The organism is Aeromonas sp. s6 (assembly GCF_040907815.1).
Taxonomy (GTDB): domain Bacteria; phylum Pseudomonadota; class Gammaproteobacteria; order Enterobacterales; family Aeromonadaceae; genus Aeromonas; species Aeromonas caviae.
Genome location: NZ_JBFOCN010000062.1, coordinates 43,211 through 61,989, shown reverse-complemented (window position 1 = coordinate 61,989; position 18,779 = coordinate 43,211). Strand labels below are relative to the sequence as shown.

The following is an 18,779-nucleotide window of genomic DNA, read 5'->3' as shown; positions in this document are numbered from 1 at the left end:
GCCCCAGGCCATCGAGACCCAGGGCGGTGAAGATATCAAAGACCCGTTTTCCGGTAAATCGCAATGCGGCTCCGCTTAAGTGAACAGCATTGCCGGCAACTGCCGGGCGTTTTTCTTTGTGCAGAAGGGCGACGTACCCCTCATTACATGGCGGCGGCGCGCGCCTGATTCAGCCAGTCGTTCACCAGCGCCTCGTGGCCCTTGAGCCAGGCGTCGGCATGACGCTCCACGTCCGCCGGCTTGTTCTGCCCCTTGTTCATCAGGCCGTTCTGCACGTTGATGTCATTGAGCGGCAGCTTGACGATGGAGAAGAGCTTGGCGGCGGCCGGATTGGCTTCGGCAAACCGCTTGTTGGCAACAATGTGCATGGTGTTCACCGCAAAGCCGTAGTTCTTGCCGTTCGGCAAACGGGTCTTGGCCGCATCCGGGGCATCGGCGGGGACTTCCAGCCACACCACATCCTTGCCCGGCACCAGTTCGCTGCTGAGCCAGTAGGGGGTCCAGGTGTAATAGAGCACCGGCTTGCCGGCCTGGTAGCGAGCCAGGGTATCGGCGATCAGCGCCGCGTAGTTGCCCTGCTTGTGGGCCACCGTGGGGGTCAGACCAAAGGCGTCGAGGTGATGGTTGATTGCCCCCTCGCAGCCCCAGCCGGGGTTGCAACCGATGAGGTCGGCCTTGCCGTCGCCATCCCCGTCAAACAGCGCCGCCACCTCGGGATCCTTGAGCTGGCCCAGGTTGGTGATGCCGTATTGGGTCGCGGTCTTCTTGTCGATGAGGTACCCCTGGGCGGCACCGGCCACATAGGTGCCCTCACGGAAGAACACCTTGTCGCCCCCCGCCTGCTCGTACTTGTTGTCCTGCAGCGGCACCCAGTTGAACGCGAGGAAGGTACCGTCTCCCTGGGCCACCGAGGCATAAGCCACGTTGTAGTCCACCTCCTGGGCGGGCTGGACATCGTAACCCAGACGCCCCATCAGCTTGCTCACCAGCAGGCTCTGGAAGGCCTCTTCCGGCAAGGAGCTCTGCAAGGGCTGAACGCGAACCCCCTCCCCCGGCAACTCGGCGCTGGCCATGGCGAGCGGGCTCAGCAGTTGGGCACTCAGCAGCAATGTGCCCAGGGTCAATCCTTTGGTGGTCTGTCTCATGCATTTACTCCTTTGTAATCGATTTTCTTGTCACGACCGGTCAGACGCAGCAGCAGGGCGGCGGGGCCGTGCTGATACCAGCGGCCGGTACGGGTGCGATCCGGTTGCCCCATCGCCTGGGTGAGGCGGTCGAGCACGATGGCCAGCAGCACGATGCCGAGGCCGCCGATGGAGGCGAGCCCCATGTCGAGCCGGCCGATGCCGCGCAGCACCATCTGGCCGAGGCCCCCCACCGCGATCATGGAGGCGATCACCACCATGGAGAGCGCCAGCATCAGGGTCTGGTTGACCCCGGCCATGATGGTGGGCATGGCGAGCGGCAGCTGTACCTTGAACAGCAACTGGGAGGGGCTGGCACCGAACGAGTGGGCAGCCTCCACCAGATCCGTGGGCACCTGGCGAATACCCAGCATGGTGAGCCGGATCATGGGCGGCAGCGCGAAGATGACGGTCACCACCACCCCGGGTACGTTGCCGATGCCAAACAGCATCACGATGGGGATGAGGTAGACGAACGCCGGGGTGGTCTGCATGGCATCCAGCAGCGGCCGGGTCCAGGTGGAGAGCCGCTCGCTGCGGGCCAGCAGGATGCCGGTGGGCAACCCCAGCAGCACACAGAAGAACAGCGAGGTCAGCACCAGGGACAGGGTCACCATGGCATCGGACCAGGCCCCGATGAGCCCGATCCCCACAAGAGATACGAGCGTGCCGAGCGCCATGCGGCCGTTCACCAGTTGCCAGGCAAGCAGGGCCAGGAGCCCCATCATCAGGGTGGAGGGCACCGTCTGCAGCAGATGGGTCATGGCGTTCAGGGTCAGCTCCACCGGTGCGCGGATCAGCTGGAACAGCGGCCGCAGGTTCTCCACCAGCCAGCCGATGCCCCCTTCCACCCAGGTATCCAGCGGCACCAGCACCTGCTGGAAAGGATCCAGCCAGTCGATGGCTGTTGTGGTGTCGGCGGCTTCGATCTGGTTCTGCCAGTCGGTGGCCTGGGTGTCGGTACTGCCCCAGGGATCGGACACCTCGGTGGACGCAGGCGCGCTCCAGGGGTCTGCCGCCACCTCATCGGCCCGCAGGGAAGGGCTCGCCAGCAGCACCAGGGCCAGCAGCCCGCTCAGCAAGAAATGGGGATTCATCAGCTTCATGCCGGGGTACTCCTGTCCAGGGTGTTGAGCAGATTGGCCTTGGAGATGAGGCCGAGGTAAGTGCCATCCTCCTCGACCACGGGCACCTGACAGGGGGCGGCCGCCACCTGGCTGATCAGTTCATTGAGGGCGGTGTCCGCCAGGATGGGCTGGATGTCCGCCAGCAACGCCTGCTCCAGGCTGCCTTTGGCCCTGACCGCCTGACCGAGCGACTCCACCGAGACGACCCCGAGGAAGCGGCGGCTGCGATCCACCACGTACCCGAACTCCCGCTCAAGCTCCTTGAGCTGGCGCAGGGCGTTGCCCGGCCCGTCGGTGGTGTGTTTCTTGATGAGGGGCACCTGCTTGCGGCTGGCCACGTCGCGGGCGCTGAACACATGGGCCAGATCCACCCCGCGAAAGAAGGCGCGCACATAGTCGTTGGCGGGCTGGTTCAGGATCTCGTCCGGGGTGCCCACTTGCACCAGCTGGCCATCCTGCATGATGGCGATGCGATCGCCGATGCGCATTGCCTCGTCCAGATCGTGAGAGATGAAGACGATGGTGCGCTGCTGGCTGGCCTGCAGCTTGAGCAGCTCATCCTGCATTTCGGTGCGGATCAGGGGATCCAGCGCGGAGAAAGCTTCGTCCATCAGCAGGATGTCGGGGTCATTGGCAAGGGCCCGGGCCAGCCCGACCCGCTGCTTCATGCCGCCGGAGAGGGCATCCGGATAAGCCTCTATCCACTGTCCCAGCCCCACCTGATGGAGCGCCTGACGGGCGCTCTGCTGGCGCTTCGCCAGTGGCACTCCGGCCAGCTCCAGCCCGAAGGCGGTATTTTCCAGCACACTCAGGTGCGGCATCAGGGCGAAAGACTGGAATACCATGCTGATCTTCTTGCGGCGCACTTGGCGCAGTTCGCGCTCCGAGATGGCGGCGATGTCCTCGCCATCGATCAGCACCTGGCCGCGGGTTGGCTCGATCAGCCGGTTGAAAAGCCGCACCAGGGTGGACTTGCCCGAACCGGAGAGGCCCATCACCACGAAGATCTCCCCTTCGTTGATGGCCAGATTGACATCCTGGACCCCCAGGGTCTGTCCGGTCTTTTTCAGGATACTGGCGCGATCATGCCCTTTCGCCAGCAATTTGAACGCTTTATCCGGCTGATCGCCGAAGATTTTGTAGAGGGATTTGACCTCGAGTTTGACTGTCATATTGTCCTTTTTTCTTGGCCGACGCCTTGCCTGGCAAACCGTCGAACGTGAGCCAATTACTTTTAACACTAAGCAATTTCACACCCAAACAAAAGAACCAATTGAAGCCAGCCTGGAAAGGTTAAATTTAAGCCATTGATTTTTATTGGTTATTTTTATTCATAAAAATCCATTAAATCACGATAAAAACACCTATAACAGACAGGGTCGCCACAGTATCGATGCACTTTCAGCACATTTTATTAATAATTAAAGGGCGTTATCAGCAGGCGAAAAGAGAGGGCGGGGACGACGGCGCCCATCGGGACGATGAATGGCTTATTCATTACATAACTAATAATTTTAATGTCACGCATTCCGGATATTGCTTCAGGCACCTTCAACCATGCCGGTTCAGCCCCCTTCTCTTTGCAGCAACAGGGCACAAAAAAGCCCCCGGCTGTCGCAAGGGGCTCTTCATGGCATCAGAGGGCTCAGCGCCGCTGCCAGGTCTCGAAACAGTAGGGATGGGGGTTCTTCTCGTCGGGGTGATGGGACTCGCGCTCGATGCACGACCAGTCGTTCTCATCGAAGGCCGGGAAGCGGGTATCCCCTTCCACCGCCAGATCGATACGGGTCAGATAGAGCCTGTCGGCCCGTGGCAGCAGCTGGCCGTAGAGATGACCGCCCCCGATCACCATCAGCTCCGCGACGTCACTATCCGCCAGCAGGGCCAGTGCGGCCTCCACCGAGTCGATAACCTCCACGCCGTCGGCCCGGTAGTCGGGGTTGCGGCTGATCACCAGATTGCGGCGCCCGGGCAGCGGTCGTCCGATGGATTCAAAGGTCTTGCGCCCCATCAGCACCGGCTTGCCCAGGGTGACCCGCTTGAAGTGGGCCAGATCCGCCGGCAGGTGCCAGGGCATCTGGTTGTCCAGCCCTATCACCCGATCATGGGCCATGGCGGCAATCATGGAAATCATCATGGGGTCAACCTCTCGCACCGTCGTCAGATAATGGGGCGGTTACGGTACACGACCAGAGAGGGGATCGCCAAACCGAAACTCAGGGCCCCCACGATAAACAGCGCCTTGAGGCCGTTCTCCACCGCGCTCTGAAGCAGCTCCATGGTCACCCCGGAGATATTGAGCTCCACAATGGCGATCATGGTCTTGAACGCATAGCTGCCCGGGATCATGGGAATGATGGAGGCGACGCTGAACACCGGGCGCGGTGCCAGCAGGCGGCGCGACCAGTAGACACAGACAAAGCCGACCGTGGTCGCCGCTGCCAGAGTGGCCCACTCGATGGGCATGCCGTAGTGGATGAGCAGGGTACGCAGGCTGTGGGCCAAGGCGCCCCCCATGGCGCAATATTTGAGCATCCGTGGCGGCACGTTGAACAGCATGGCAAAGCCCACCGCCGGAATGGCCGACCAGAAGGCATCCTTGCCCAGCAGCCAGAGCAGTTCCATCATACCTTCCACCCCCAGATACCGGTCACCGACATGGCGAGCATGATCCCGATATGGTTCCACGCGCTGATGGATAGCCGGTTTGCCCCGATCAACAGGGTCGATACAACGTCAAAGATCTTCATACTTTCCACCCCCAGATACCAGTCACCGACATGGCGAGAATGATCCCTATGGCTGCGCTGATGGTCAGCAGTGTCGCCGTGCCCCAGCGGGCCAGCCCCATGTTGAAGTAACCCTTCACCATGTCGGAGACCGCATTGATGAGCGGGAACCCCGGCACCAGCAGCAACACGCTGGCGGCCATGGCGAGATAGGGTTGTTCGCCCCAGCCGAAGAAGGTGGCGCTGGAGGCGAGCAGGGTGGCGATGAAACCGGTGGCGGCAAAGTTGATGAGGGGACTGTGGTGATGGCGGGCAATGAGCTGGCGCACCCGCATGGCGACCGAGGCCGAGCAGCAGGTCACCAGGAAGATGGGCCAGTCACCGCCAAACAGCAGGCTGAAGGCACCGCAGGAGAGCCCCACCATGGGTACCACCAGCCAGGGGTGATAGTGGAACGGCGTGATGGCCTCGAGGCGCTGACGTACCTCGCGCGCGCCGATAAGCGACTTCTCCGTCATGATGCAGATGCGCTGGATTTCGCACACCACCTGCATGTTGATGCCGTGCTCCCGCACCCGGCGGGTGGTGGTGACGCAACTGCCCTGGTAGAGACTGGTGAGGACGATGGCGCTGGAAGAGATGGCCATCTCGACGCTCTCCAGCCCGAGCGCCATGCCGAGCCGGACCGTGGTCTGCTCGATGATGCGGCTCTCCGCCCCAAACTGGGCCAGCATCTGGCCCGCCTTGACGATGATCCGGGTGATCTCCGTCTGCTGCTCTCGCGACAGCACCCTTCCTGGTGTGATACTTCTCATGATCCCTTTGAGTCATAGCAAGATGAAATGTGTCTGGATATTACCCCAAAATAAATACACCTTCATCCATCTCTATCGGACTGCGGGCACTGGTCACTATTATTCAGCCGCCCGGGGAATATTTGCAGCAAATAAAAAACAATTCACCCAACTTGCTTAACAACTTGTTTGAGAAGGGGTGAAACAAATTAATAAAATCCCTGTTTTTTTATATCTTGAACAGGGCCGTGAATTATTTCCGTTTCAGATAACTGGAAAACGCTATCACATTATCCGGCAGCGGGGGCTCTGCCATTTCCTGACAAGATTCGTTCTGCAGATCCAGAATGTGCTGGCGCATGGCGTAGACGGAGTCATGCATCATGTTGGCTATCCGGATGCAGCTGTCGAGGTTGTTTCTTGCCAGGCGGCGCTGGCAGTCGATGCGAAATTGCAGACCTCGCAACCGACGTTGCCGCTCTGGTCCCACCTGGGCGATCAGGGTCTCTATCTGCTGGTGCAGCAGCGCGTCGAGTCGCTCCGGCTCGGCCAGCGCCCAGTACTTCAGGGTATCGAAATCAGGCAGCTCCATATACCCTCCTGGCCGGACCTCGCCCATGGAATGGAACGACGCCGGGCACATCACTATTTCACTGTCCCTAGGGAAGGTTATATAGGATGGTGGCGATTTTGGGCCATTCACCGCCGAGCCACAGGAGTCCGGTTTTTGGCACGGATTGCGCATTGTTGGCGGAAAAAATCATTTATTCCTTATGATTCATGAAATTAACCGAATCCGGCCTGCGTCAGTTTTTTTATAAAATTTCAGCACCATTTTTATCGGCCTTATGCCTTATTAAGGGACTTTCCTCAAAATTGTTTTTCATTCGACTCTCTCCCTGGCTCGACGCCCTCCCCTTGCCTCATCCTGCGGTTTAACATATCTCACTGATTATGTTATTTTATTTACCACTTTATTGCGGCAACCAAGGGCAGACCATGAGCAAGGCAAGAATCGGTATCGTCACCGTCAGCGATCGCGCCAGTGCAGGCATCTACGAAGATCTCTCCGGCAAGGCCATCATCGACACCCTGAACGCCTACCTGACCTCGGAATGGGAGCCCGTCTATCAGGTGATCCCCGACGAGCAGGATCAGATTGAGGCGACCCTGGTTCGGCTGGTGGACGATGAGCAGTGCTGCCTTGTCGTTACCACGGGAGGCACCGGGCCGGCCAGGCGGGATGTGACCCCGGAGGCCACCGAGGCGGTGTGCGATCGCATGATGCCGGGCTTTGGCGAGCTGATGCGGGCCGAGTCCCTCAAGTTCGTGCCGACCGCCATCCTGTCGCGCCAGACCGCCGGCCTGCGCGGCAGCTCGCTCATCGTCAACCTGCCGGGCAAGCCCAAATCGATCCGCGAGTGCCTGGATGCGGTCTTCCCTGCCATTCCCTACTGCATCGACCTGATGGAAGGGCCCTATCTCGAGTGCGACGAGGCCATCATCAAACCGTTCCGCCCGAAGAAATAAGCACTGGGCGGGGATTTCCCCCGCCCTTTGCTCATTTGCGCCCGTACACCTTGACCCCCGCCCTGCTCCCTTCCGAATTGCCGTACACCTCGATGCGCTTGATGCAGAGTCGGCTGCCGAGGGATTGCCACCCCGACTCCTGATCCTCTTTCAACACCTTGTCGAAATAGAGGGTCTTGCTGCGATCGTTGCCGTAGAACACCTTGACCCGCTCCAGGGTCAACTCCCGCCCTGCCTTGACCATGATGGATTTGGTCGATCGGCAGGCGAGCATGGGAATGATGGCGGGATGATCGCCGACCCCGAGCAGAATGGTCTGCCCCAAGCGGATATCCTCGTCGGCCATGGCGGGGGGAACAGCAGCCCCCAGCAGCGCCATGGGTACGCAGATGCGCAACGCGCGGGCAAGAGTGGACAAGGAGTAAAGGGAAAACAGCGCTGACATGATGCCTCCTGAAAAAAGGAGTCATGATAAGGGCCCGATGCCAGACCCAAGCTGTACTGGCCCTGTACCAGGGGCCATGGCAATGGCCGGAGGCCGTGTGGGTAACGGGGGCCTGGGCCCCCGTTACCCCTGCCGGACGCGCTAGCTGCCCCACATGGCCGACAGCCGCGACTCCATGGCCTCTTCCTGCTCATCCGGCAGCTCGGTGAAAAAGTCGAGCCCGGTCTGCTCCTCCACCTCATCCACCGTCACCACATAGTCCGCCAGCCGACTGGCCGAGACGTTCTCTTGCGGCAGGATGAAGGCGATGGCCCGCTTGCCCGCCAGATCCATCACCACCCTGTAGTAGGCGTGGGGCACGGTCACGCCGTTGCCGATGGCGCCATCGGAGTGGGTGAAGATGGGGCCGGTGATCACCTGCACGCTCTTGTAGGTGATGGCCCACTGCCGGGTCTTCTCCTCCAGGATGCGCCAGGCCCCCTGGTTGAGCGCCGGCAGTTGCGGGGTCATGTTGGTCAGCAGGAAGCTCTGCTTCATGGTGTTGGCGGTGGAGCGCATGTCCGCCGCCGGCGCCTGGTGGCCGCGGTCATAGCCCGAGCCCTTGTAGTCCGACAGGGTGGCGCGAAACTGCACCGGCACCTCCTTGTCCTCGGCGAAGGCATCCTTGCGCGGCACCTGGCCCTGGGCGCTGGCGGCCGTCATCCGGTAAGAGACCCAGTCAGAGACCTTGGTGTCGTAGTTGTACCCGGCGGCATAGCCCTCCCGGCACAACAGCTGACTGGATTGACCGGGTACCCCCAGGGTGACGTGCTCCCCGCACTGGAATCCCGCCGCCAGGCTCGGGAAGGTGGTGAGAGTGAATCCGATAGCCAGAACTAATTTATTGATATTATTCATTATTATGCCACTCCTTGTGTTAGGCGGAGTGATTTGACACCAGGTCGGATGAGTAAGGCAATCGCACAAATAGCGAGCAATCCGGAAATGTGAAGAGGACGGCAAAACCGCAAACAAGGCGCCGCCAACCGGGGGATTGTCATCCCGCCGTCACTGTGCTGAGGGGGGAATTTCTCCAGCACTATCAGAGAGATAAGGGGTCAACACCGAGGCACTCTGTCAGCGCAGCGCCCGGCTCCCGCCACGCACGCCCCTGGCCGGGTCAGGGAATATCGAAAAAATCCCAACGAAATAAGGGATCCTCAAGCCCGATAATTAGTCCGCGCTTGTTTGCTCGAGATCAAACGAAGCCATGAAAAGCCCTCTAGAATCAGCCCGTCATCTATTTGGGGCGCCATGAAAGGGGGCCGTTCATGGCGAAAATGCCCGCAGGATTTCTCCTCCATGAATAAGCGGGCCCCGTTGCCGGAATACATCATGGCGCCGCCTCATGCCACGCTGCAAATAACGATGACGACAGACCTTTCATAACAATTAATCCGGTCTGGCACCGCGTACCCTGCGTTTCCAACGATGCCATTGATGAGGCCTTCCTGCCGGAAGGCCAGGAATGGTCGTGCTTTTCAATCAGGATAAGGATGCATGATGAAAAAGTCCCTGCTGGCTGGCGCCCTGCTGCTCTGCCCTGCCGCCTTTGCCGCCACCACACACTGGGAATACAGCGGCGAGGCCGGCCCGGCGAAATGGGCCAGCCTGACCCCGGAATATGGCCAGTGTGCCGGCAGCAACCAGTCGCCGGTCAACCTCTCGGGTCTGGTGAAGGCCGATCTGGCCCCCCTGCAGTTCCACTATCAGGCGGGTGGCAAGACGCTGGTCAACAACGGCCACACGGTGCAGGTCAACTATGCCCCCGGCAGCACCCTTGAGCTCGACGGCATGCACTTCGAGCTCAAGCAGTTCCACTTCCACGCCCCCAGCGAAAACCTCATCGAAGGCAGGTCCTACCCCCTGGAGGGTCACCTGGTCCATGCCAATGACAAGGGGGAGCTGGCGGTGGTCGCCGTGATGTTCGAGCCGGGCCAGGCCAATGGGGCACTGAGCCAGGCCTGGCAGGTGCTGCCAGCCAAGGCGGGGGAGATCCATGCCTTCAAGGAACCCATCTCGGCAGAGCAACTGCTGCCCGCCCAGCACGACTACTACCGCTTCAGCGGGTCCCTGACCACCCCACCCTGCTCGGAAGGAGTGCGCTGGCTGGTGATGAAGGAGCCGGTCCAGGCCAGCCAGGCCCAGATCGATGCCTTCAAGGCGGTGATGCACCACCCCAACAACCGCCCCGTCCAACCTCTCAACGGGCGACTGGTGCTGGAATAAGGGGGTTATCTCACCGATTCGCGCAATAAAAAGAGGGCCTGTTGGCCCTCTTTTGCATCTTTCGCAAAGGTGTTTACAGGCTGGCGGTAATCTTTGCCCCCAGGGCAGTGCTGTTCAGCACCCGCTGCACATTAACTGCCAGGGAGTTGCCACCGGTCAGCTCGCACACCCGGACAACCGATCACAGGCTGGCAGCGATGCGCGCCCCCAGCGCGGCGTTGTTCAGCACCAGCTGGATATTGGCCGCCAGGGAGTTGCCACCGGTCAGCTCGCACACCCGGGCCAGCAGGAAGGGGGTGGACGCCTTGCCCTTCACCCCCTGCTCGTCCGCCTCTCGCAGTGCCTGGGCAATGGCGGCATCGATGTCGGCCTTGGGCATGGCAAACTGGGCCGGGATCGGGTTGGCCACCACGGCGCCCCCGGCCAGCCCCAGCTCCCACTTCAGACGCAGTGCCTCGGCAATGGCTGCCGGGCTCTCCAGGCGGTAATCCACCTTGAAGCCGCTCTCCCGGGTGTAGAAGGCGGGCAGCTCCTCGGTCTGGTAGCCGATCACCGGCACCCCCTGGGTCTCCAGATACTCCAGGGTCAGACCGATGTCGAGGATCGACTTGGCGCCGGCGCAGACCACGGCCACCGGGGTCTGGGCAAATTCCTGCAGGTCAGCCGAGATGTCGAAGGTCTCCTGGGCGCCGCGATGCACGCCGCCGATGCCGCCGGTGGCGAACACCCGGATCCCGGCCATGGCGGCCACTATCATGGTGGAGGCTACCGTGGTCGCCCCCAGCCCCTTGTTGGCCAGCACGAAGGGGATGTCGCGGCGGCTGCACTTGGTGGCGGCATGACCGGCCCGGCCCAGCGCCTCCAGGGCCCCCGCATCCAGACCCACCTTGAGGCGGCCATCGATGATGGCGATGGTGGCCGGCACGGCGCCGTTGTCCCGCACCACCTGCTCCACCTGGCGCGCCGTCTCCACGTTCTGCGGATAGGGCATGCCGTGGGAGATGATGGTGGACTCCAGGGCCACCACCGGCTTGCCGGCAGCCAGCGCGGCGGCAACTTCAGGTTGGATATCGAGGTAAGCGTTCAACATGGGTACTCCTCCAGCATGCGTTCAACGGCGGCCTTGGATAGGCCGGAAAAGACGGTATCGGAACAATTGACGGTGAGGGCGGCGCAACCGAGGGCGAACCGGGTTGTCTCCATGATGCCCTGCTCCTGCAACCAGGCGTGGGCCAGCCCTGCCATGAAGGCATCGCCGCCGCCGGTCACGTTCACGACCGGGCTGCCGAGCACGGGCAGATGGCCCTGGCAGGCCCCGTCGCTATAGAAGATCCCCTGATCGCCGAGGCTCAGGAAGAGCCGCTGCACCCCGGCGCGGTGGAACCAGGCCGCCGCCATGGGCCAGGTGTCGGGCCCGCCGATGGTGAAGCCGCACAGCTGCTCCGCCTCGGTGCGATTGGGTTTGAGGGTGTGGATGCGGTGCAGCCAGGGGCGGATCTTCTCCACCTTGGCCACCGACACTGTGTCCACGAAGATGATGTGCTCCCCCTGGCGCTCGAACAGCCAGTCCAGGGTGTGGGTGGCGAGGTTAGTGTCGAGCACCCAGAGCCGGGCCGCACCGAGAAAACCGCTCAGGGGGGTGAGCCGGGCCGGGGTGAGCTGCTCGATGATCCCCATGTCGTTGACGGCGCAGCTCATCTCGCCGCTGCCATCGTGCAGGCTGAGGTAGCAGGAGGTCGATTGACCCTCCAGCACCAGTACCTGGCGCACATCGACCCCGGCGCGCTGGCTCACCTCCAGCAGGTGGTGGCCGTATTGATCGTTGCCCACCGCGGTCAGTAGCCGGGTGTCGGTGCCAAGGCGCGCCAGGTTCTCGGCGATGTTGCGCCCTACCCCGCCGGCGGAGGTGCGTACTCGGCCCGGGTTGGAGTCGCCGATGCGCAGGTTGTCGTGGCTGCAGCCACAGATATCCATGTTGGCGCCGCCGATCACCACGGCGTAGGGGCCTTCGCGCAGCACATAGCCGCGCCCCTGCACATAGCCCTGGCGCATCAGGCTGGAGATGTGGCTCGCCAGCGCGGAGCGGCTGATGCCGAGCCTGTCCGCCAGCTCCTGCTGGGCAATCATGGGATCCTGGCGCAGCAGGGCGAGGATCTCTTGCTCACGTTCCGTCATAGACAAACATCCAGTTGCAAACGTTTGTCCATTATTTACGAAAAACGTTTTTCCACCATCCTCTCGTGCAAGAAATGTCGGGTCGCGCACAAAAAATCACCGGGCAGTGCCCGGTGATCACAACATGGTTTTCAGATGGGTCACTCACCCCAGCTGTACCCAGACCTCGCTCCCCTCCAGCCGCACCGGCCAGCAGGCGACGCTCAGGGCAGGATCGTCCAGACAGCGACCGTCCATCAGGGCGTAGCGCTGCTTGTACAGCGGCGAGGCGACCACGGGCTCCCCACCGGCATCCCCCACCAGGCCACGCCCCAGCACGGCGACGCCGGCCAGGGGGTCCACCCCATCCAGGGCATAGACATGCTCCCCGAGGCGAAACAGCGCCAGTACCCGCCCCTCCAGCCAGGCGCTGCGCCCGGCCTGCTCCGGCAGCGCCGCCAGCTCGCATACCCGATGCCACTGCCCGCAGAGCTGTGCATCGTCCTTGTCATCCTTCATACCACCTCCTTGATACTTATGGCGGGCGTGCAACCCGTTGCCCCCGCTCATACCACCTCCTTGATGGCGATATCCGGCACCCATTGCCCCCGCTCCTCACGGCGCGGCGGCGTCTCGTCCTCGGGCCGGTTGACGAAGGCCTCGAACAGCTTGAGCTTGTCCGGATCCGCCAATGTGCTCTTCCACTCGCACTGCCAGGTGCCAACGATCCCCTCCATCATGGCCTCCAGCTCGGCACCGATGCCGAGCCTGTCCTCGATGATCACCGACTTTAGGTAGTCGAGCCCCCCTTCCATGTTCTCCATCCAGACCGAGGTGCGTTGCAGCCTGTCCCCGGTGCGCACGTAGAACATCAGCAGCCGGTCGATGTAGCGGATCAGGGTCTGCTCGTCGAGATCCGTGGCAAAGAGGTCGGCGTGGCGCGGCCGCATGCCGCCGTTGCCACACACATAGAGGTTCCAGCCCCGCTCGGTGGCGATGACGCCGATGTCCTTGCTCTGGGCCTCGGCGCACTCCCGGGTGCAGCCTGAGACCGCAAACTTCAGCTTGTGTGGCGCCCGCAGCCCCTTGTAGCGGTGCTCCAGGGTCTGGGTCAGGGTCATGGAGTCCTGCACCCCGTAACGACACCAGGTGGAGCCCACACAGGACTTCACGGTGCGCACCGACTTGCCGTAGGCCTGACCGGTCTCGAAGCCCGCCGCCACCAGCTCGCCCCAGATGGCGGGCAGCTGGTCGACCCGGGCGCCGAAGAGATCGATGCGCTGGCCGCCGGTGATCTTGGTGTAGAGGCCGTACTTGCGCGCCACTTCGCCGATGGTGATGAGCCCCTCCGGGGTGATCTCCCCCCCCGGGATGCGCGGCACCACCGAATAGGTGCCGTCCTTTTGCAGGTTCGCAAGGAAGGCGTCGTTGGTATCCTGCAACGCGCGGTGGGGCTTCTCCAGCACGTGCTCGTTCCAGAGGGACGCCAGGATGGAGGCCACCGTCGGCTTGCAGATGTCGCACCCCAGCCCCTGGCCATGCTTGTCCCGCAGCGCCTCGAAGCTCTTCAGCTCGCCCACCCGTGCCAGGTGATAGAGCTCCTGACGGCCGTAGGCGAAGTGCTCGCACAACCCCTTGTCCGCCTCGACGCCAAGGTCCGCCAGGGTCTGATCCACCACCTGCTTGAGCAGGTTGCTGCAACCGCCGCAGCCGGTGCCGGCCTTGGTGCAGCTCTTCACCGCCGCCAGCTCGTGATTGCCCGCCCGAACGGCGGCCACCACGTCCCCTTTGCTCACGTTGTGGCAGGAGCAGAGGATGGCGCTGTCCGGTAGCACCAGGGGTGCCGGAGCGGTCCCTGCCTCCCCCACCAGCAGGGAGAGCGGCGGCTGGGGCAGCGCCACCCCGTTCTGGTAGTACTGCAGCAGCCGCTCGTAATCGGCCCCGTCCCCCACCAGGATGGCGCCGAGCAGGCGATTGCCCTCGCCGTCGGTCACCAGCTTCTTGTAGATGCCGTTGACCCTGTCCAGCAGCAGCAGCTCCTGGGCGCCGGCGGTGCTGGCGTGGGCATCGCCGATGGAGCCCACGTCCACCCCCATCAGCTTGAGCTTGGTGGACATGTCGGCCCCGATAAAGCGGGTCTCGCCGCCGCACAGACTGGCCACGGCGGCCCGGGCCATCTGGTAGCCGGGGGCCACCAGGCCGAAGATGCGCCCCTGCCAGAGCGCGCACTCGCCGATGGCGAGGATGGCGGGATCCGAACTGTGGCAGCCGTCGTCGATGCAGATGCCGCCGCGCTCCCCGACCTCCAGCCCGGATTGCCGGGCCAGGGTGTCGGCGGGTCGAATACCGGCGGAGAACAGCAGCACATCGGTCTCAATGTGAGTGCCGTCCTTGAAACGCAGGCGATGACGGGCCTGCTCCCCCTGCTCGATGCACTCGGTGGCTTTCTCCACCAGCACCTCGACCCCGAGGGCCTGGATCTTGTCCCGCAGCACGGCGCCGCCGCTCTCGTCGAGCTGTACCGGCATCAGCCTGGGGGCGAACTCCACCACCTGGGTCTTGAGGCCGAGCAGGCGCAGGGCGTTGGCCGCCTCCAGCCCCAGCAGGCCGCCGCCGATGACCACGCCGCTGCGGGCCTGGGCGCAGGCATCGCGGATGGCGGCAAGATCCCCCAGGGTGCGATAGACGAAGCAGCCCTCCCGCTGATGACCGGGGATGGGGGGCACGAAGGGGACCGAGCCGGTCGCCAGCACCAGACGGTCGTAAGGGAACTGCTCGCCGTTGGCCAGCGTCAGGGTGCGGGTGGCCCGGTCGAGCACCTCCACCTCGGCCCCCAGCCGCAGCGCAATGCCGCTCTCCTCATACCAGGCAGGATCCGCCATGCGCAGGGCCTGGGGCGCCTTGCCGCCGAATACCTCGGAGAGGTGCACCCTGTCGTAGGCGGCGTCAGGCTCGGCGCCAAACACCGTCACGTCGAACCGCTCGAGGCCGCCCGCCGCCACCAGCTGCTCGACGAAGTGATGACCCACCATGCCGTTGCCCACCACCAGCAGCCGTTGCTTTTCGGCCGTGTCGGCGGAACCACTGTTCTGGCGACCGAGCAGGTCCATGCCGTCCTCTGCCACCCACTGTTGCTCTTTGTCAGTCATGTCTCTCTTCCTTGAATCCGACGGGCTCAGGCGCGCAGCTTGCTGCGCACCTGCCCGGCTGCCTTGAGGGGGGTCACCTTGCGCTGCTTCTCGTAGAGGAAGCGCAGCACCTGCTGGCGCAGCTTGTGGTAGTGGGGATCGTCCGCCAGGGCGACCCTGTCTCTGGGCCTTGGCAGGTCCACGGTCAGGATCTCCCCGACGGTGGCGCTGGGGCCATTGGTCATCATGACGATGCGATCGGAGAGCAGCACCGCCTCGTCCACGTCGTGGGTGATCATGATGACGGTGTTGCCAAGCTCCGCCTGGATCGCCATCAGGGCATCCTGCAAATGGGCCCGGGTCAGGGCATCGAGGGCGCCGAACGGTTCATCCATCAGCAGCACCTTGGGGGAGAGCGAGAGGGCGCGGGCGATGCCGACCCGCTGCTTCATCCCCCCCGACAGCTCGTGGGGCATCTTCTGGCTGGCGTGATCCATCTGCACCAGGGAGAGGTAGTAGTCCACCCGCTCCGCCACCGCCCGCTTGTCAGACTCCACCTGGGCCACCGCCAGCGCCACGTTCTGCTGGACGCTGAGCCAGGGCAGCAGGGCGTGGTTCTGGAACACCATGGCCCGCTCGGGCCCCGGGCCCGCCACCTCGCGACCATCGAGAATGATGCCCCCCAGGGTCGGCTCCAGCAGCCCGGCCACCAGGTTGAGGACGGTGCTCTTGCCGCAGCCCGAGTGACCGATGAGGGAGACGAACTCCCCCTTCTCGATACGCAGGTTGACCCGGCTCAAGGCCTCGAAGCTGCCCTGCTCCGTCTCGAACGAGATGCCGACGTCGCTTATCTCCAGATAACTCCTCATTGGCTCTTCTCCTGCCTGAATAGAAATGTGATTAACGCAGCACCTGGCGCTTGTCCCAGGACAACCACTGCTGCAGGGCCAGCATGCCCCTGTCCAGGGCGCAGCCGATGAGGCCTATGGTGATCACCGCCACCATGATGCGGGCCAGAGACGCAGAGCCGCCGCTCTGGAACTCGTCCCACACGAACTTGCCGAGCCCCGGGTTCTGGGCCAGCATCTCCGCCGCGATCAGCACCATCCAGGCCACCCCCAGGGAGAGCCGCAGCCCGGTGAAGATCATGGGCAGGGCCCCGGGCAGCACGATGCGCCGCACGTGGGTCACAAAGGAGAGGCGCAGCACCCGGCTGACGTTGTGCAGATCCCCATCCAGCCCCGCCACCCCCACCGCCGTGTTGATCAGGGTCGGCCAGAGAGAGCAGAGGGTCACCGTCAGGGCCGAGGTGAGGAAGGACTTGGCAAGCCAGGGGGCGGGATTGGCGTAGAGGGCGCTCACCACTAGCGTGATGAGGGGCAGCCAGGCCAGCGGCGACACCGGCTTGAGCAGCTGGATCACCGGGTTGGCGGCGCGATAGAGCCCCTGATTCATGCCGAGCAGCACCCCGCACGGAATGGCGATCAGGGTCGCCAGCGCGAAGCCGCACAGCACGGTGAGCAGGCTGGTGGCTATCTGATCGAAGAAGGTGGGACGTCCTGTGTAGGGACGCAGCTTCACCTCGGCCGCCGGATCCGCCGCCAGCCTTGCCGCATTGCGCACCTGCTGGCGTTCGAGGAAGGCCGCCGCCTTCTCCCGCTCCTGCAGATGCTCCTGCCCGAGAGACCAGAGCTGGCTGGCGGTGGCGAGCGGCCCCGGCAGGGTGCCCAGACTGGTCTGCACCTGGCTCGCCCCCCACTGCCAGAGGCCGAGGAAGAGCAGCACGCCGAGCAGGGGCTGCACCATGATTTTCCAGTTGATGGCTTTTAAATGGATGAGGGGCCATGTGTGTCGTTTCATCGGGATCTCCTTGCTCATTGCACCCGCTCATCGCCCTTGAGGCCGATGGCGAACTGTTGCAGGTAGGCGTTGGGGTGGCGGCCGTCGTAGATGAGGCCGTCGATGAAGCCATCCTGGGGGCCGCGATAGCCCTGCTCGCTGGCAAAGTCGGGGAAGTCGGTGGCCTTGAGCTTGCCCTCGGCGATCAGCGCCTCGGCGGCCTGGCGATAGACGTCCGGTTGATAGACGGCCTTGGCCACCTCCTCGAACCAGGCGTCCGGTCTGGCCTCGGGGATCTGGCCCCAGCGCCGCATCTGGGTCAGGTACCAGATGGCGTCGGAGTAGTAGGGATAGGTGGCGTGGTGGCGGAAGAAGACGTTGAAATCCGGCACCTGGCGCTTGTCTCCCCTGGCGTACTCGAAGGTGCCCGTCATGGAGCTGGCGATCACCTGCTCGTCCGCCCCCACGTACTCGGGTTTGGCCAGCAGCTTGGCCGCCGCGCGCCGGTTGCCGTTGTCGTCTGCATCCAGCCACCAGGCCGCCCGCAGCAGCGCCTTCACCAGCCGCACATGGGTGTTGGGGTGACGTTCGGCCCACTGCCGGGTGACGCCGAACACCTTCTCCGGGTTGTTGCGCCAGATCTCGTTATCCGTGATGACGGGCACCCCTATGCCCCTGGCGACCGCCTGCTGGTTCCAGGGCTCCCCCACGCTGTAGCCGGCGATGGTGCCCGCCTCCAGGGTGGCGGGCATCTGGGGGGGCGGCGTCACCGACAGCAGCACGTCCGCTTGGCGCTGGCCCGAGTTGTCGCCGAGCCGGGGCGCATAGAAACCGGGGTGCAGGCCACCTGCCGCCAGCCAGTACCTCAGCTCGTAGTTGTGGGGGGAGACGGGGAAGACCATCCCCATGTTGAAGGGCTTGCCCCCCTGGCGATACTCCGCCACCACGGGCTTGAGGGCGGCGGCACTCACCGGGGGCGGCACCTGGCCCGCCTGCGGCCTGGGCAACTGGGGCGCCATGGCGGCCCAGACGCTGTTGGCCACCGTGATGGCGTTGCCGTTGAGATCCATGGCAAACGCCGTCACCAGCTCGGCCTGGGTGCCGATACCGATGTGGGCCGCCAGGGGCTGGCCCGCCAGCATCTGGGCACCGTCCAGCTCGCCGTCTATCACCCGATCCAGCAGGATCTTCCAGTTCGCCTGGGCTTCGAGGGTGACGTAGAGTCCCTCATCCTCGAAATAGCCCCGCTCGTAGGCCACCGCCAGCGGCGCCATGTCGGTCAGCTTGATGAAGCCGAGCCTGAGCTCTTCCTGCTCCGGGGCTCCCAGTGCCAGCACCGGCAGCGACAACGCCGCCAGCAGCAGCCCCGCACATCCTTGTCGTCCGTTCATTGCATCTCCTCCCTCGGTTCCGGGTCAGGGCCATGGCGCCAGGCTGCCTGGAATCGCAGTGCCACCTCGTTGCAGCGCTGCGACCCAAGGTGCGTCGCGACCAAAAAAAAGCCCCGCCGATCCGGGATCGGCGGGGCTTCTTTGCCCTGTTGCGGGTGAGTGACCTGACCGGCCCCTCACTGCGCATCGT

19 protein-coding genes are annotated in these 18,779 nt (G+C 63.6%); 2 read left to right on the top strand and 17 right to left on the bottom strand.

Features of this window, described 5'->3' with window-relative positions; genetic code table 11:
• Positions 1-143: 143 nt before the first annotated feature.
• The 8 genes from proX to AB5Y50_RS10275 all read right to left on the bottom strand — a co-directional run bounded on the left by proX (position 144) and on the right by AB5Y50_RS10275 (position 6,426).
• Positions 144-1,145: a glycine betaine/L-proline ABC transporter substrate-binding protein ProX gene (gene proX, locus AB5Y50_RS10310; RefSeq protein WP_042878732.1), complete on the bottom strand. Its 1,002-nt coding sequence runs from the start codon at positions 1,143-1,145 to the stop codon at positions 144-146.
• Positions 1,142-2,290: a glycine betaine/L-proline ABC transporter permease ProW gene (gene proW / locus AB5Y50_RS10305; RefSeq protein WP_052816096.1), complete on the bottom strand. Its 1,149-nt coding sequence runs from the start codon at positions 2,288-2,290 to the stop codon at positions 1,142-1,144. Before proW ends, proX begins: the two co-directional genes overlap by 4 nt.
• Positions 2,287-3,483: a glycine betaine/L-proline ABC transporter ATP-binding protein ProV gene (proV, locus tag AB5Y50_RS10300; RefSeq protein ID WP_042878729.1), complete on the bottom strand. Its 1,197-nt coding sequence runs from the start codon at positions 3,481-3,483 to the stop codon at positions 2,287-2,289. Before proV ends, proW begins: the two co-directional genes overlap by 4 nt.
• A gap of 473 nt (positions 3,484-3,956) precedes the next feature.
• Positions 3,957-4,448: a type 3 dihydrofolate reductase gene (folA, locus tag AB5Y50_RS10295; RefSeq protein WP_049636571.1), complete on the bottom strand. Its 492-nt coding sequence runs from the start codon at positions 4,446-4,448 to the stop codon at positions 3,957-3,959.
• Positions 4,449-4,471: 23 nt separating this feature from the next.
• On the bottom strand, positions 4,472-4,939 hold the full coding sequence (locus AB5Y50_RS10290; RefSeq protein ID WP_052816098.1) for a threonine/serine exporter family protein: 468 nt from the start codon (positions 4,937-4,939) through the stop codon (positions 4,472-4,474).
• A complete protein-coding gene (locus tag AB5Y50_RS10285) occupies positions 4,936-5,061 on the bottom strand; it encodes a hypothetical protein (protein WP_263639559.1) in 126 nt (41 codons plus the stop codon). The genes AB5Y50_RS10290 and AB5Y50_RS10285 overlap by 4 nt, the downstream gene beginning before the upstream one ends.
• Positions 5,058-5,855, bottom strand: coding sequence for a threonine/serine exporter ThrE family protein (locus AB5Y50_RS10280; protein ID WP_042014428.1), 798 nt, complete (start codon positions 5,853-5,855; stop codon positions 5,058-5,060). The genes AB5Y50_RS10285 and AB5Y50_RS10280 overlap by 4 nt, the downstream gene beginning before the upstream one ends.
• A 232-nt stretch (positions 5,856-6,087) precedes the next feature.
• On the bottom strand, positions 6,088-6,426 hold the full coding sequence (locus AB5Y50_RS10275) for a DUF3135 domain-containing protein (RefSeq protein WP_010675440.1): 339 nt from the start codon (positions 6,424-6,426) through the stop codon (positions 6,088-6,090).
• A 407-nt stretch (positions 6,427-6,833) separates the two neighbouring features.
• Here AB5Y50_RS10275 and mog point away from each other — a divergent pair, with 407 nt between their 5' ends.
• Entirely contained in the window at positions 6,834-7,364 is a 531-nt protein-coding gene (gene mog, locus AB5Y50_RS10270) for a molybdopterin adenylyltransferase (protein WP_041212474.1), read from the top strand.
• 31 nt (positions 7,365-7,395) lie between these two features.
• Here mog and AB5Y50_RS10265 read toward each other — a convergent pair whose 3' ends face one another.
• Both AB5Y50_RS10265 and AB5Y50_RS10260 read right to left on the bottom strand, forming a co-directional pair.
• Positions 7,396-7,743: a DUF2541 family protein gene (locus AB5Y50_RS10265; protein ID WP_080990045.1), complete on the bottom strand. Its 348-nt coding sequence runs from the start codon at positions 7,741-7,743 to the stop codon at positions 7,396-7,398.
• 207 nt (positions 7,744-7,950) lie between these two features.
• Complete coding sequence (locus tag AB5Y50_RS10260) at positions 7,951-8,706, bottom strand: DNA/RNA non-specific endonuclease (protein WP_052816101.1); 756 nt, start codon at positions 8,704-8,706, stop codon at positions 7,951-7,953.
• A gap of 645 nt (positions 8,707-9,351) precedes the next feature.
• On the opposite strand from AB5Y50_RS10260, the gene AB5Y50_RS10255 reads away from it, so the two are divergent.
• Positions 9,352-10,077: a carbonic anhydrase gene (locus AB5Y50_RS10255; protein ID WP_039040335.1), complete on the top strand. Its 726-nt coding sequence runs from the start codon at positions 9,352-9,354 to the stop codon at positions 10,075-10,077.
• Between the two features lie 181 nt (positions 10,078-10,258).
• On the opposite strand, the gene AB5Y50_RS10250 is transcribed toward AB5Y50_RS10255, so the two are convergent.
• The 7 genes from AB5Y50_RS10250 to AB5Y50_RS10220 form a co-directional block, all read right to left on the bottom strand.
• On the bottom strand, positions 10,259-11,167 hold the full coding sequence (locus AB5Y50_RS10250; protein WP_180911415.1) for a pseudouridine-5'-phosphate glycosidase: 909 nt from the start codon (positions 11,165-11,167) through the stop codon (positions 10,259-10,261).
• Positions 11,161-12,252, bottom strand: coding sequence for a PfkB family carbohydrate kinase (locus AB5Y50_RS10245; protein ID WP_042014421.1), 1,092 nt, complete (start codon positions 12,250-12,252; stop codon positions 11,161-11,163). Before AB5Y50_RS10245 ends, AB5Y50_RS10250 begins: the two co-directional genes overlap by 7 nt.
• Before the next feature lie 144 nt (positions 12,253-12,396).
• Positions 12,397-12,750: a nitrite reductase small subunit NirD gene (gene nirD, locus AB5Y50_RS10240; RefSeq protein ID WP_048208634.1), complete on the bottom strand. Its 354-nt coding sequence runs from the start codon at positions 12,748-12,750 to the stop codon at positions 12,397-12,399.
• 47 nt (positions 12,751-12,797) lie between these two features.
• A complete protein-coding gene (gene nirB / locus AB5Y50_RS10235; RefSeq protein ID WP_180911413.1) occupies positions 12,798-15,380 on the bottom strand; it encodes a nitrite reductase large subunit NirB in 2,583 nt (860 codons plus the stop codon).
• Positions 15,381-15,406: 26 nt separating this feature from the next.
• Positions 15,407-16,228 (bottom strand): ABC transporter ATP-binding protein, encoded by an 822-nt coding sequence (locus tag AB5Y50_RS10230; RefSeq protein ID WP_052815471.1) that lies wholly within the window; start codon positions 16,226-16,228, stop codon positions 15,407-15,409.
• Positions 16,229-16,259: 31 nt separating this feature from the next.
• Positions 16,260-17,219: an ABC transporter permease gene (locus AB5Y50_RS10225; protein WP_052815472.1), complete on the bottom strand. Its 960-nt coding sequence runs from the start codon at positions 17,217-17,219 to the stop codon at positions 16,260-16,262.
• A gap of 14 nt (positions 17,220-17,233) precedes the next feature.
• Positions 17,234-18,589, bottom strand: coding sequence for a CmpA/NrtA family ABC transporter substrate-binding protein (locus AB5Y50_RS10220; protein WP_180911412.1), 1,356 nt, complete (start codon positions 18,587-18,589; stop codon positions 17,234-17,236).
• Positions 18,590-18,779: the final 190 nt, after the last annotated feature.

Excerpts from the sequence above, each read along its gene's own strand:
- proX (WP_042878732.1), bottom strand. The coding sequence starts at position 1,145 with ATGAGACAGACCACCAAAGGATTGACCCTGGGCACATTGCTGCTGAGT.
- proW (WP_052816096.1), bottom strand. The coding sequence starts at position 2,290 with ATGAAGCTGATGAATCCCCATTTCTTGCTGAGCGGGCTGCTGGCCCTG.
- proV (WP_042878729.1), bottom strand. The coding sequence starts at position 3,483 with ATGACAGTCAAACTCGAGGTCAAATCCCTCTACAAAATCTTCGGCGAT.
- folA (WP_049636571.1), bottom strand. The coding sequence starts at position 4,448 with ATGATGATTTCCATGATTGCCGCCATGGCCCATGATCGGGTGATAGGG.
- AB5Y50_RS10290 (WP_052816098.1), bottom strand. The coding sequence starts at position 4,939 with ATGATGGAACTGCTCTGGCTGCTGGGCAAGGATGCCTTCTGGTCGGCC.
- AB5Y50_RS10285 (WP_263639559.1), bottom strand. The coding sequence starts at position 5,061 with ATGAAGATCTTTGACGTTGTATCGACCCTGTTGATCGGGGCAAACCGG.
- AB5Y50_RS10280 (WP_042014428.1), bottom strand. The coding sequence starts at position 5,855 with ATGAGAAGTATCACACCAGGAAGGGTGCTGTCGCGAGAGCAGCAGACG.
- AB5Y50_RS10275 (WP_010675440.1), bottom strand. The coding sequence starts at position 6,426 with ATGGAGCTGCCTGATTTCGATACCCTGAAGTACTGGGCGCTGGCCGAG.
- mog (WP_041212474.1), top strand. The coding sequence starts at position 6,834 with ATGAGCAAGGCAAGAATCGGTATCGTCACCGTCAGCGATCGCGCCAGT.
- AB5Y50_RS10265 (WP_080990045.1), bottom strand. The coding sequence starts at position 7,743 with ATGGCGCTGCTGGGGGCTGCTGTTCCCCCCGCCATGGCCGACGAGGAT.
- AB5Y50_RS10260 (WP_052816101.1), bottom strand. The coding sequence starts at position 8,706 with ATGAATAATATCAATAAATTAGTTCTGGCTATCGGATTCACTCTCACC.
- AB5Y50_RS10255 (WP_039040335.1), top strand. The coding sequence starts at position 9,352 with ATGAAAAAGTCCCTGCTGGCTGGCGCCCTGCTGCTCTGCCCTGCCGCC.
- AB5Y50_RS10250 (WP_180911415.1), bottom strand. The coding sequence starts at position 11,167 with ATGTTGAACGCTTACCTCGATATCCAACCTGAAGTTGCCGCCGCGCTG.
- AB5Y50_RS10245 (WP_042014421.1), bottom strand. The coding sequence starts at position 12,252 with ATGACGGAACGTGAGCAAGAGATCCTCGCCCTGCTGCGCCAGGATCCC.
- nirD (WP_048208634.1), bottom strand. The coding sequence starts at position 12,750 with ATGAAGGATGACAAGGACGATGCACAGCTCTGCGGGCAGTGGCATCGG.
- nirB (WP_180911413.1), bottom strand. The coding sequence starts at position 15,380 with ATGACTGACAAAGAGCAACAGTGGGTGGCAGAGGACGGCATGGACCTG.
- AB5Y50_RS10230 (WP_052815471.1), bottom strand. The coding sequence starts at position 16,228 with ATGAGGAGTTATCTGGAGATAAGCGACGTCGGCATCTCGTTCGAGACG.
- AB5Y50_RS10225 (WP_052815472.1), bottom strand. The coding sequence starts at position 17,219 with ATGAAACGACACACATGGCCCCTCATCCATTTAAAAGCCATCAACTGG.
- AB5Y50_RS10220 (WP_180911412.1), bottom strand. The coding sequence starts at position 18,589 with ATGAACGGACGACAAGGATGTGCGGGGCTGCTGCTGGCGGCGTTGTCG.